The organism is Amycolatopsis sp. NPDC102389, assembly GCF_044765885.1.
In the GTDB taxonomy this organism is placed as follows: domain Bacteria; phylum Actinomycetota; class Actinomycetes; order Mycobacteriales; family Pseudonocardiaceae; genus Amycolatopsis.
Window position 1 is genome coordinate 87,974 of the sequence record NZ_JBIWKX010000033.1, and the last position, 12,941, is coordinate 100,914.

Here is a 12,941-nt window from a genome sequence, read left to right on the forward strand (position 1 = left end):
TTTGTGGGGCCGGGGGGGGGGGGGGTGGGTGTGGGGGGCCTCCCCCCCCCCCCCCCCCCCCCCCCCCCCCCCCACCACCTGGACCGAAGCTCAGTCCGAGCCGGGTTCCGAAGCGTCCGAGTCCGACGTGCCCGCCACGGCCTGCGAGAGGCCGCTGGAGGCGGCGTCCGCCTCCAGGTGGGCCGCGATCAGGTCCAGCAGCTTGTCGGTGTCGACGGGTTTGGTCACGTAGTCGTCCGCGCCCGAAGCGAGGGTTCGCGCTTTGTCCTCCGCGGTCGCCTTCGCGGTGACGGCGATCACGGGCAGGTCTTCGTGCGCGGCCTCGGCGCGGATCGCGGTGATCGTGGCGTTGCCGTCCAGTTCGGGCATCATCACGTCCATCAGGACGAGCGCGGTGTCCTCGTGCCGCTCCAGCGCCCGGATACCCGCGACGCCGGTCTCGGCGTAGATGACCTCCAGGCCGTTGCGTTCCAGCACGGCGGCCAGCGCGAAGACGTTGCGCAGGTCGTCGTCGACGATCAGGATCTTCTCGCCGTGGAACCGCAGCGACGGGCTCACCGGGATCACCTGCGGGACGGCCATGATCAGCGGGACACCGCTCGCCTTGGCGGTCGGGACGACCAGGTTCGCCGCGCTCACCGGCAGGTACAGGGTGAACGTGCTGCCCTTGCCGGGGTCGCTGCGGACGCGCAGTTCGCCGCCGAGCAGTTCCGTCAGCTGCTGGCTGATCGACAGGCCAAGCCCGGTGCCGCCGTACTTGCGGCTGGTGGTGCCGTCGGCCTGGCGGAACGCGTCGAAGATGATCGCGAGTTTGTCCGGCGCGATGCCGATCCCGGTGTCCTCGACGGCGAACGCGAGGACGCCGGGGGCGTCGCGGAGCGAGTCGGCTTCGACCTCGCCCGGGTCGGCCATCCGGATGTGCAGGCGCACGCCGCCTTCGTCGGTGAACTTCGCCGCGTTGGACAGCAGGTTCCGCAGTACCTGCTGCAAGCGGTGTTCGTCGGTGTGGATCGACGACGGCACCGGCGGGTCGATCAGGACGGCGAACTCCAGGCCCTTGTCCGAAGTGAGCGGACGGCAGATCGATTCGACGTACTCGACCAGTTCGGGCAGCGTGACGTCGGACATCTGCAGGTCGAGGTGACCCGCCTCGACCTTGGCCATGTCGAGGATGTCGTTGATCAGCTGTTGCAGGTCGCTGCCCGCCGAGTAGATCGTCCGCGCGAACTGGACCTGCTTCTCCGACAGGTTCCCGTCCGGGTTCTCCGAAAGCAGTTTCGCGAGGATCAGCGCGCTGTTGAGCGGGGTCCGCAGTTCGTGCGACATGTTCGCCATGAACTCGGATTTGTACTGCGACGCCATGGTCAGCTGCCCGGCTCGCTCTTCGAGCTCCTGCCGCGCCTGCTCGATCTCGCTGTTCTTGACCTCGATGTCGCGGTTCTGTTGCGCCAGCAGCGCCGCCTTCTCCGCGAGATCCGTATTGGACCGGCGCAGTTCCCGTTGCTGCGCCTGCAACTGCTCGGACCGCGCACGCAGTTCCTGTGCCAGGCGCTGGGATTCGGTCAGCAGCGCCTCGGTGCGCGAGTTCGACTGGATGGTGCTGACGTTGACCGCGATGGTCTCCTTCAGCTGTTCCAGCAGGTCGATGTGGACGGTGCTGAAGGCGTTGATGGTCGCCAGTTCCAGCACACCGAGCACCTCGCCCTGGAACAGCACCGGCAGCACGATCACGTTGACCGGGGCGGCCGAACCGAGTCCCGACGAGATGAGCGCGTACTCCGGCGGCGCTTCGTGGACCAGTATCGTGCGCCGGTCGACGGCGGCCTGCCCGATGAGCGATTCGCCGGGGGAGAACCGCAGCCCGTTCTGGGATTTCGCCAGCCCGTAGGTGGCGATGCTCTCCAGGACCACCTCTTCCTGCTCGTCTTCGCGGGCGAGGAAGAACGCGCCCTGCTGCGCGGACACGAGCGGCGTCAGCTCGGACAGGATCAGCGACGCCACGGACGCGAGATCGCGGTGCCCCTGCATGAGCGCGGACAGCCGCGCGAGGTTGGTCTTGAGCCAGTCCTGCTCGCGGTTCGCCCGGGTGGTCTCCTTCAGGTTCGCGATCATCTGGTTGATGTTGTCCTTGAGTTCGGCCACCTCCCCGGACGCGTCGACGGTGATGTGCCGGGTCAGATCGCCGGCGGTCACCGCGGTGGCCACCTGCGCGATCGCGCGTACCTGGGTGGTCAGGTTCCCGGCCAGCTGGTTCACGCTTTCGGTCAGCCGCGACCACGTGCCGGCGACACCGGGCACCTCCGCCTGGCCGCCGAGCGTGCCGTCCGTGCCGACCTCGCGGGCGACACGGGTGACTTCGGAGGCGAAGGCCGAGAGCTGGTCGACCATGGTGTTGATGGTCGTCTTGAGTTCGAGGATCTCGCCGCGCGCGTCGATGTCGATCTTCTTCGACAGATCGCCCTGCGCCACCGCGGTGGTCACCGTCGCGATACTGCGGACCTGGCCGGTCAGGTTGTCGGCCATGACGTTCACGTTGTCCGTCAACGCCTTCCACGTACCCGCCACGTTCGGCACGCGGGCCTGACCGCCGAGGATGCCTTCCGTACCCACCTCGCGGGCGACACGGGTGACCTCGTCGGCGAACGCGCGCAGCGTCTCGACCATGCTGTTGATCGTCTCGGCGAGGACGGCGACCTCGCCCTGGGCGTCGATCGAGATCTTCTTCGACAGATCGCCGTTCGCCACCGCGGTGGTCACCGTCGCGATGCTCCGCACCTGGTCGGTGAGGTTGGTGGCCATGACGTTGACGTTGTCGGTGAGGTCCTTCCAGGTCCCGGCGACGCCGCGCACCTGGGCCTGGCCGCCGAGCTTGCCTTCGGTACCGACTTCGCGTGACACCCGGGTGACTTCGTCGGCGAACGCCGAGAGCTGGTCGACCATGATGTTGACGGTGTTCTTGAGCTCCAGGATCTCGCCGCGCGCGTCGACGATGATCTTCTGCGTCAGGTCGCCCTTCGCGACGGCGGTGGTGACCTGGGCGATGTTCCGGACCTGGTCGGTCAGGTTGTTCGCCATGAAGTTGACGTTGTCGGTCAGGTCCTTCCACGTCCCGGCCACGCCGGGCACCTGCGCCTGGCCGCCGAGCCGCCCGTCGCTGCCGACCTCGCGGGCGACACGGGTGACCTCGTCGGCGAACGCCGACAGCTGATCCACCATCGTGTTCAGCGTGTTCTTCAGTTCGAGGATCTCGCCCTTGGCGTCGACGGCGATCTTCTGCGACAGGTCGCCCTTCGCCACCGCCGTCGCCACCTGGGCGATGTTGCGGACCTGCGCGGTGAGGTTGTTCGCCATGAAGTTGACCGACCCGGTGAGGTCGCGCCACGTCCCGGCGACCCCCGGCACCTGCGCCTGGCCGCCCAGCTGACCTTCCGTGCCGACTTCACGCGCGACTCGCGTGACTTCGTCGGCGAACGACGACAGCTGGTCGACCATCGTGTTGACGGTCGTCTTGAGTTCGAGGATCTCGCCGCGCGCGTCGACCGTGATCTTCTGGGTCAGGTCGCCCTTCGCCACCGCCGTGGTGACCTGGGCGATGTTGCGGACCTGGTCGGTCAGGTTGTCGGCCATCTGGTTCACCGAATCGGTGAGCCCGCGCCACGTCCCGGCCACGCCCGGCACGGTCGCCTGACCGCCGAGACGGCCTTCGCTGCCGACCTCGCGCGCCACCCGGGTGACCTCGTCGGCGAACGACGAGAGCTGGTCGACCATCGTGTTCAGCGTGTTCTTGAGCTCGAGGATCTCGCCCTTGGCGTCGACGTTGATCTTCTGCGAGAGGTCGCCCTTCGCCACCGCCGTGGCCACCTGGGCGATGTTGCGGACCTGGTCGGTCAGGTTGTCGGCCATCAGGTTCACCGAGTCGGTGAGGTCGCGCCACGTGCCCGCCGCGCCGGGGACCTGCGCCTGGCCGCCGAGACGGCCTTCGCTACCCACCTCGCGCGAAACCCGGGTCACTTCGTCGGCGAACGACGACAGCTGGTCGACCATGATGTTGACAGTGTTCTTGAGCTCCAGGATTTCGCCGCGCGCGTCGACGTTGATCTTCTGGGTCAGGTCGCCCCGCGCCACCGCGGTGGTCACCTGGGCGATGTTGCGGACCTGGTCGGTCAGGTTGCTGGCCATGACGTTGACGTTGTCGGTGAGATCACGCCAGGTGCCCGCCACGCCCGGGACCTCGGCCTGGCCGCCGAGCCGTCCTTCGGTGGCGATCTCACGGGCCACTCTGGTGACCTCGGTCGCGAACCGCGAAAGCTGCTTGATCAGGCCGTTGACCGTCTTCGCGACCTCGGCGAACTGACCCTGCAGCGGCCGTCCGCCGACCTCCAGCGGCATCGGTTCGGACAGATCGCCCTCGGCGACCGCCCCGAGGACACGGTTGAGCTCGGCCGTGGGCCTGCTCACGTCCTCGATCAGCCCGTTGACGACGTCGACCGCGGTCGCCCAGCCGCCGGGACCGATCTCGGCCGCGACGCGCTCGGTCAGCCTGCCTTCCTTGCCGACCGCCTCGCGGACGCGCAGGAGTTCGGTCACCAGTCGCTGGTTCCGCTCGGCGATGTCGTTGAAGGCGCCCGCGAGCTGGGCCGCGAGCCCGTCGCCGTGCGCCACGAGCCGCCGCCGGAAGTTGCCGTCCCCGAGGTCACGAGCCGCCGCGAGCAGGCGTTCCAGGGTCGCTTCGTCCACCTGGCCGCCACCACCTTCCACGGGGATCCGGTCCCTTTGGGAGTGCTGTGTCATCTGTGTCGACCCTCTCCACCACGCATGCCAAGCCATGGTCGTCGCATCAGCGTGCCATGATTCGACCTACACTTCGAGCCAGTCCGCCCGCTCACACTGCGCTACCCGCAAGGCAGGAGGAGGTCCGGGAATGGTGTCACGGCCGGCCCCGGCCTCGACGTCGCTCCCCTCGGAGTCGTCGCCGGCGACGAGCGAGGGCGCGCTGCCCGAATCCGGGCGGTTCTGGCGTGAGCTGCTGGAAGACGTCCGTGACGCGGTGCTCGTGCAGGACGTCGGCGGCGCGCTGCGCTGGTCGAACCCCGCCGCCCGCGAACTCTTCGGTGGTGGCCGCCCGATACTGACCGCCGAAGGTCCCGACGTCGGGCATGTCGAGCACACCGGTCGCCGGTTCCCGGCCAGGATCCGGACGCTGCCCGGCGGCTGGCACGCGTGGACGGTGACCTCCGCGGTCGCGGCCGACGGCCCGCGCGTGGACGGTTTCCTCGCCGCTTCGGCGCCCCGCCTGGCCTCCGCGCGAGGACGGCACGGGACGGCGAAGGTGATCGCCGAGGTCGCCGCCGCCGAACTCGCCGACTGCGTGTTCGTGCTGCTGCCGACCACCCGGGGCCGGTGGGAATGGTGGAGCTGCGATCACCGCACCAACCACGGGCACGGCCGGATCCGCCGGGTCCCGGCCCAGCTCGCGCCGGTGCTGGCCGGCACCTTCGCCTCCACCGAGGAACCCGAGGCCAAGGCCGTCCCGGAGGAAGAGGTCGCGACGCTGCCCGCGATCGTCGCGGAACGGCTCGCCGTCCATCCGTCCGTGACCGTGGTCTCACTGGGGTTCGACGGCGGCGCCGGGGTCACCGGCGCGGTGGTGCTCGGCAGGCGCGGCGCGCCCGCGTTCGGCGAAGACCACCCGCGCGCGGTGACGGAGTTCGCCCGCGCGGCCGGCACGGCGCTGGCGAACGCGCACCGCTACGCCCGCCAGGAAGAGGCGACACGCGGCCTGGAGACCACGCTGCGCCCGACACCGCCACCGGACGTCGAGGGCGTCAAGTTCGACGTCTGGTACGAGCCGTCGGGTGGCCTGCTCGACGTCGGCGGCGACTTCTACGACGTCCTGCCGCGTGAAGACGGCGGCGCGATGTTCGTCCTCGGCGATGTCTGCGGAAAGGGTGCCGAGGCGGCCGCGCTCACCGGCCGGGTCCGGCAGACCCTCGCCGCGCTCGAGCTCGTCGAGCACGACAACACCACGTTGCTGAGCCTGCTGAACTCCCTCCTCATCACCGGCGGCAGCGGCCGCTTCGCCACCCTGGTGCTCGGTTCGGTGCTGGCGGGCGAAGACGGTTTGGGCGTCACCCTCGCCTCCGGCGGGCATCCCGCGCCGCTGGTGGTGCGCCGCCGGGGCGGGGTCGACGAGATCACCCTGCCCGGCACGCTGGTCGGGATCTCCCCGCAGGCCCGGTTCGCCGAGACGGCCATCCGGCTGGCCGAGGGCGACGTCTGCCTGCTCTACACCGACGGGATCACCGAAGCGCGCCATCACGAGCGGCCGTCGGACCTGTTCGGGGACGAGCGGCTGCGTGAGCTGCTGGTCGGCTGCCGGGGGCTGTCCGGCCGCGAGGTGGTCGCCCGGATCCGCTCCGCGGTGCGGGAATGGCTCGGCAGCGGGACGCACGACGACATCGCCGTCCTCGCCATCGAAGCCTCACGACCCGTTCAGTAGCCGCACCACGGCCCGCTCGACGATGTCGCGGGCCTCATCGGGATCGGAGACCTTTTCGGCTCGCCTGGCCGCGTGCGCGATGGTCCGGTCCCGGCGGTAGGCGGTGATCACGCGAGGGTCCACATAGGACCGTCGCGCCACGGCGGGGGTGTTGCCGAGCCCTTCGGCGACTTCGGTCATCACGGCCTTCTCGACCCGCTTCACCCCTCGTTCGCTGGCCGGTTTTTCCTTGTCCGCGAAGGCCGAAGCGGCCAGAACGGTGGCGTTCCAGGTGCGCAGGTCCTTGGCCGTGAAATCGTCGCCCGCGAGCTCCTTGAACCGCTCGTTGAGGTCTTCGGCCCGGATTTCCTGCCATCCGCGACCGTTCCGGTAGGCGAGCAGGCGCACGTCCCCGCCGCGAGCGCGCCGCAGGGAACGCACGAGGCGTACCAGGTCGTCGTCCCGGAGCCGGACCTTGCGCCGGATCCCGCCTTTCGCGGGGTAGTCGCAGAGCAGGCAGCCCTCACGGATCGAAACGTGCTCGCACAGCAGTGTCGCCACCCCGTGCGTGCCGTTCTCGTCGGCGTAGCTTTCGCCACCGGTCCTGAACACGCCGAGGTCGAGCATGCGGAGCGCGCCGGCGAGCACCCGATCGCGAGTGAGACCGCGGGAAGCGAGATCTTCCTGGATGGTCCGGCGGAGCCGGGGGAGCCGCCGCGCCAGCGCTAGGACGCGCTCGTGCTTCTCCTCGTCACGGGCCCGTCGCCATTCGGGGTGGTAGAGGTACTGCTTTCGGCCGGCGTCGTCGACTCCGACGGCCTGGATGTGGGCGTCCTCGTGCGGGGAGATCCACACCCGCCGCCACGCGGGCGGGATCGCCAGTGCGTCGATCCGCTCGATCGTTTCCTCGTCCTTCAGCGGTTCGCCGTCCGGGGTCAGATAGCGGAAGCCGCGGCCTTTCCTCCGCCTCCTGATACCGGGAGTCCCCAGATCCGCTCGCCGCAGTCGCATGCGCGGCGAATACCCCGGTGATCGCGGTTCATACCCATGGTTCGGCGGGCCCGCTCCGGGGTAGCCGGGGGGCGACCACGACTTCAGGAGGGAACCGATGACGACATCGCTGAACGGACGCCGCGTGGCCATCCTCGCCGCGGACGGGGTGGAACAGGTCGAACTGGTCGAACCGCGCAAGGCGGTCACGGACGCCGGGGCGACGGCCGAGGTCGTCTCGCTGGAACCCGGCGAGATCCAGGCCATGAACGGCGACATCGACAAGGCGGACAAGTTCACCGTCGACCGGGTCGTCAAGGACGTCACGGTCGAAGACTTCGACGCGCTCGTGCTGCCGGGCGGCACGATGAATCCGGACAATCTGCGCGCGGACGAGGACGCGGTGCGCTTCGTGCGCGACTTCGTGAACAGCGGGAAACCGGTCGGCGTGATCTGTCACGGGCCGTGGACGCTGGTGGAGGCCGATGTGGTCCGCGGCCGCACGCTCACGTCGTACCCCAGCGTGCGCACAGACATCCGCAACGCCGGCGGCACCGTCGTCGACCAGGAGGTCGCCATCGACGGCAACCTGACGTCGAGCCGCAACCCGGACGACCTGCCCGCGTTCTGCGCCGCGATCGTGGCCCGATTCGCCGGATAAACGAGTGGCGCACGTCACAATGATGGGGGATCGTGGGTGACGGGAGAAGGAGGTGCCGCGATGACCGTGCATGCCAGACGCTACGGCCGTTGGTGCCGTGAGCACTTCGACACGGAGCACGAGCCGGAAGAGCAGCGGCGCGCGGAGACCACGGCCGCCCCGGAGGTCACCGACGCCCAGGCCGAGCAGGCCCAGGCGGGTGACGCCGCGGAGGGGAATCCGGGCTCGCTCAACTGAGCGGTCGCCGGTACCAGACCCGTTTCGGGCCGGGGAGGCCGATCCGCGAGACCAGGTCGGTCACCACGCCGCCGATGATCAGCCACAGCAACGCGGCGAGACCGTCGTTGAACAGGGTGCGGAGTTTGAGGCCTTCCGGCGTGAACAGGTTCCGCAGCCCGAGCGAGACCGCTCGCGACCACTGGTCGATCAGCTGCGCGAACCCGTTCCCCGGGTTGGCCTCGCCGAACACCAGCAGGATGTGCACGATCAGCACCAGCGCGAAGATCCAGCAAACGGCGTGGACGAGGGCGTTGACGACCCGCACGACGCGGATCCTTGCGGGCGTCTGTTCGACGATCTCTTCCGGTGGCTCACGCGGGTCGTTGAGGTAGGTCATCGCCGTCTCCCATCATTGTCCACTGTGGACACCCGGTCGGGCGGTCGCTCAGCCGGGCGGGCCGGGCCTGCTGCTCTTCGTCGGCGGCCTCGGCTTGGTCTTGCTCGGCTTCGTCGAGGTGCTCGGCCGGTCGCTCGAGGTGGCCGTGCCGCTCGGCGTCGAGGTGACCGGGCCTTCGGTGGTGCTCGGCGGATTCGCGGAGGCCGGGACGGTGTCGGTCACCGCGACCGTGCCGTTGCTCGCCTTCGGGCCGTGGGTGGGCACCTCGACGACCTCCGAGTACCGCGGCCCCTGACCCGCGACCGGGCCGGACGGGCCGGTCGACGCGGGAGGCAGCGGGCCGTCCGGCTGAACCGGCGAGAGTGTCCCGGTCTGGTTGAGCGCCAGCAGCACCCCGACGGTGATCGCGGCGGCGGGCGCGCTGATGGCGGCGACCACGGCCGCCCGTTTGCGGGTGGCCGGCGCGAGGTGGGCGACCTTCGTCCCGGTGGAATCCTCCAGCAGGATCCGCGAGATCGCCGCGGCCGTCGGGCGCTGCGACGGCTTCCGTGCCGTCATCCCGCGCAACAGCGTCGTCATGGTCGCCGACAGCCCGGAGGGGATCCGCGGCGGCCGGTGCAGCCGTCCGACCGCGGCCTCGACCGGCGTCCCGGTGTACTCCCGTTCCCCGGACAGGCATTCGAGCAGGACCAGACCGAGTGAATAGATGTCGGCCGGCGGTCCGACGTTCTCGCCGCGGACCTGCTCGGGCGCCATGTACGCCGCCGTGCCGACGACGCCGCCGGTCTCGGTCACCCTGGTCGCGTCGAAGGCGTGCGCCACCCCGAAGTCGCCGATCAGCGGGCCTTCGCCGTCGAGCAGGATGTTCGCCGGTTTCAGGTCACGGTGGGTGATGCCGTGCGCGTGGACGTGCGCGAGCGCGTCGGCCAGCCGGGCGGTCAGCTCGACGACCTCGTCCTGGGGGAGCGGGCCGGAGCGCAGGCGCTGGGCCAGGTTCGGGCCGTCGACCAGGCGCATCGTGAGATAGCTGTAGCCGTCGTCGGAGCCCGCGTCGTACATCGGGACGAGCCCGGGATGGCGGACCGCGCTGAGGGTCTGGATCTCCTGCTGACGGCGGCGCTCGTCCCGCGTCATCGTGTCGGCGTGGAACAGTTTCAGCGCGACTTCGCGCTCTTCGCGCAGGTCCCAGGCGCGGAACACGCGCGCGGTCGCGCCACGGCCGAGCAGCTCTCCGACCTCGTACCGGCCGGCGAGCCTGCGCGGCAGATGGTCCGGGTCGTGGACGTTCAGGCTGAACCGGCGTTGAGTGGTCCCGGCATCGGGTTCTTCCTCGTCGTCACCGCCAGCACGCGAACCCGCGTCGTCCATCGGTGCTACCTCCGTCTCACCGGCCGAACGCCGTATACCCGGTCCGGCCCCGGGCGAAACAAGGTTTGCGAGCGTACCGGAGATGATCTGGGGGTTCACCCCGAACGGCGGACAACCCGGGCGCGGGCCGGACGTCTCGTGGTCATGAAGCCGAACCGGTGGGCCGCGCTCGCCGCCGCCGCACTGACCGCTCTCGCCGTCTTCACTCCGCCCGCCGTCGCCGATGCGCTGGTGCCCAAGGGTTTCGCCCCCGCGTCGACGAGCTGGACCGGGCCGTCGCGCGGCTTCGTCCTCGGATTCTCGCCGTGCGGGAAACCGGGATGGTGCGCGTCCCTGCTGTCGACGACCGATGGCGGGAAGCGGTGGCGGCGCGCCGGCGAACCGCCGATCTCGTTGCCGGACAACCACAATCAGGTCAAGCTCACGGTGATCGACGAGCACGACGTGTTCCTCTCCGACGGCACCCGGCTGCTCGCCAGCCGCGACGGCGGCGGCAAATGGTCCGAAGTCAGGCTCGTCGGGGTGCGGGAACCCTTCTATATTTCGAAGATCGCCGAAACAGGCCCTCGGGTGTTCGCGATGGTCACCGGATTCGGCAGCCCGTCGACGACGAAGCTGTACGCCGGGATCTCCGGCACACGGCTGCTCCAGCCGGTCCCGGGATTCACCGTCACCGGCTCCACGACCTACGGCGACATCGCCACGAGCGGCGGGATCCAGGTGTCCATGGGTGCGGACTACCGCGTCCAGAAGTACTGGACGTCTTCGGACGGCTTGACCTTCGCGGCCGCGCCGCCGCCCTGCCCGGCGGACAGTTCGGCTTCGCTGAGCGGCGTCCGCCAGGGGCAGGTGCTGGCGCTGTGCAGCGGGGGACCGGGTGCGCCGCACCCGGGGTCGACCGTCCGGCGGCTGTGGCGCGCGCCGAAGCTCGGCGGGCACTTCACCGGGACGGCGCAAGCGCCGACCGTCGGGATCAACCAGAGCTTCAGCGCGGCTTCGCCCGCGGCGGCGACCGTCGCGGCGGAAGGCGGCGGCACCGGATTCCTGCACCGCACCGCCGACGGCGGGACGACCTGGACGACGACCGTGCTCAGCGGCCGCGGGGTCTGCCTCAACGATCTGGACTTCCCGGACGAGCGCGTCGGTGTGGTCGTGGACGGCCTGCCCGACGCCGACGGCGGGTCCGCCGTGTACCGCACCACCGATGGCGGACGGACCTGGCGTGAACTCGGTTTCGGGTGATCGGCGCAGGTAGCCAAGGCCCTTGGGGAGGTTCACGTGGGTGCACGCCATGTCGTAATCTGTGTACGGTCCGTCGATGTCGAGGGAGCCGTGGGCGCGTTCGCGCGGCCCGTGCGCGGCTGAAGGGTGGAACGTGTCCATGACTTCGGACGAGGTCCGGTCTGTGCCGAGGCGCCCGCTTCCCCTCGACTACAGCAAGCCCAACCTCGCCCGGATGAAGGACGTCCTTCTCGGCGGGCACGACCATTACGAGGTCGACCGGCAGGCCGTCGTGGACCTGCTCGCCGTCGCCCCCGACGCCGCCGCGATGGCCAAGGAGTTCCGCGCCTGGGCGAACCGGGTGGTCCGGTTCCTCGCCGGCGCCCGCGGTATCGACCAGTTCCTCGATCTGGGCTCCGGGCTGCCCACCGCGGAGAACACGCATCAGGCGGCGCAGCGGTACAACCCGGACGCGCTGGTCGTCTACGTCGACCACGACCCGGTCGTCCAGGCACACGGCCTGGCGTTGCTGGAGGACCACCTCGTCCACGTGAGCGGCGCGGATCTGACCGATCCCGCGCAGACCCTCTCCGACCCGGTGGTCACCGAGCACCTCGAACTCGACCGCCCGGTCGCGGTGATCCTGAATTCGGTGCTGCACCACATCGAAGACCTCGGCAAGGCGCGAGCCATCGTCCGCGCCTACGTCGACGCGATCGCGCCGGGCTCCTACGTGCTGATCACCCACGACTTCACGCCCGGTGAGGGCTCCCGTGCCGCGCTCGCCCGGAAACTCGACGACCTGATGGCCGGCACCGGGCACCGCACGGTGCACCGCGGCCGCGCCGAGATCGAGTCGCTGTTCGACGGGCTGGAGATCCTCGAGCCCGGCGTGGTCCCCCTGCACGAATGGTGGCCGGAAGGCCCGCGGCTCGCCCCGCTGACCGAGCTGAACCACCTGAGCCTCGGCGGCGTGGGGATCAAGCTTTAGGGAGTGACCTTCCCGGCTGTCCACAAGGGACACTTTGGCGCCTGGTTTGGCTGATTTGTGCCGATCTACGACGGGGTCGTGAGTGGTGAAGAGGGATATTGAGCCGAAGGTCAAACGTGGCGTGTGCTCGGGCGGGCCGATGGTGGGATGAAGGCTCCCTTCGCCGCGTCTAATGCGGTGAAGGGAGCCTTCGGCCCTGGTCAAGCGCGGGTCGTGAGCGGCGTTTCGGGTTAGGGCCAAGGGTGTTTTAGGTGCCTACTGATTGTGGCGGCTAGGTGTTCACGGACTCCACGATCGCCACCTCAGCCTCAGCGACACCCCACCAGGTCCAGCAGGCACAGCGGTCGCGCGTGAAGGACCCCTTCCCTCGGCTCAGCCGAGGAAACTCGACCTTCACGCCTTCCCCAAGTACATGAAGGGCCCCTTCACTGCGCCATGCGCAAGGAAGGGGGCCTTCATGTACAGCAGGGCGAGCAAGCGCGGCGGCCTGGTGGGGCACGTTGGTCGTGAGTGGCGTTTCGGGTTAGAACCCGAAACCCCCGCCAGCCCCCCCCCCAAAACCGCACAAAATCCAAAAAACGGCCAATTAGTAGGGGGAAGTGTGCCGTGTGGACCA

General features: G+C 69.7%; 9 protein-coding genes. 5 read left to right on the forward strand and 4 right to left on the reverse strand.

From position 1 onward, the window contains the following. Positions 1-90 precede the first annotated feature (90 nt). Positions 91-4,791, reverse strand: coding sequence for a HAMP domain-containing protein (locus ACIRGA_RS25805; protein ID WP_400945248.1), 4,701 nt, complete (start codon positions 4,789-4,791; stop codon positions 91-93). Positions 4,792-4,921: 130 nt separating this feature from the next. On the opposite strand from ACIRGA_RS25805, the gene ACIRGA_RS25810 reads away from it, so the two are divergent. Next, on the forward strand, positions 4,922-6,499 hold the full coding sequence (locus ACIRGA_RS25810) for a SpoIIE family protein phosphatase (RefSeq protein WP_400945250.1): 1,578 nt from the start codon (positions 4,922-4,924) through the stop codon (positions 6,497-6,499). Here ACIRGA_RS25810 and ACIRGA_RS25815 read toward each other — a convergent pair. After that, positions 6,482-7,489, reverse strand: a complete 1,008-nt coding sequence (locus ACIRGA_RS25815; protein ID WP_400945252.1) for a DNA topoisomerase IB — start codon at positions 7,487-7,489, stop codon at positions 6,482-6,484. The two genes, ACIRGA_RS25810 and ACIRGA_RS25815, sit on opposite strands and share 18 nt — an antisense overlap. Before the next feature lie 97 nt (positions 7,490-7,586). On the opposite strand from ACIRGA_RS25815, the gene ACIRGA_RS25820 reads away from it, so the two are divergent. Together ACIRGA_RS25820 and ACIRGA_RS25825 are read left to right on the forward strand one after the other, a co-directional pair. Further along, on the forward strand, positions 7,587-8,129 hold the full coding sequence (locus ACIRGA_RS25820; protein WP_400945254.1) for a type 1 glutamine amidotransferase domain-containing protein: 543 nt from the start codon (positions 7,587-7,589) through the stop codon (positions 8,127-8,129). A 60-nt stretch (positions 8,130-8,189) separates the two neighbouring features. Further along, positions 8,190-8,366 carry a hypothetical protein gene (locus ACIRGA_RS25825; RefSeq protein WP_360087512.1) on the forward strand — a complete coding sequence of 59 codons (177 nt, stop codon included), beginning with the start codon at positions 8,190-8,192 and terminating at the stop codon, positions 8,364-8,366. On the opposite strand, the gene ACIRGA_RS25830 is transcribed toward ACIRGA_RS25825, so the two are convergent. Both ACIRGA_RS25830 and ACIRGA_RS25835 read right to left on the reverse strand, forming a co-directional pair. Further along, on the reverse strand, positions 8,359-8,745 hold the full coding sequence (locus ACIRGA_RS25830) for a hypothetical protein (protein WP_360087515.1): 387 nt from the start codon (positions 8,743-8,745) through the stop codon (positions 8,359-8,361). The genes ACIRGA_RS25825 and ACIRGA_RS25830 overlap by 8 nt on opposite strands. Before the next feature lie 48 nt (positions 8,746-8,793). After that, positions 8,794-10,113 (reverse strand): protein kinase, encoded by a 1,320-nt coding sequence (locus tag ACIRGA_RS25835; protein ID WP_400945257.1) that lies wholly within the window; start codon positions 10,111-10,113, stop codon positions 8,794-8,796. Between the two features lie 144 nt (positions 10,114-10,257). On the opposite strand from ACIRGA_RS25835, the gene ACIRGA_RS25840 reads away from it, so the two are divergent. Next, complete coding sequence (locus ACIRGA_RS25840; protein WP_400945259.1) at positions 10,258-11,355, forward strand: WD40/YVTN/BNR-like repeat-containing protein; 1,098 nt, start codon at positions 10,258-10,260, stop codon at positions 11,353-11,355. Positions 11,356-11,494: 139 nt separating this feature from the next. After that, the gene (locus tag ACIRGA_RS25845; protein ID WP_400945261.1) at positions 11,495-12,325 is read left to right on the forward strand and encodes an SAM-dependent methyltransferase; all 831 of its coding nucleotides are present in this window, start codon (positions 11,495-11,497) and stop codon (positions 12,323-12,325) included. Positions 12,326-12,941: the final 616 nt, after the last annotated feature.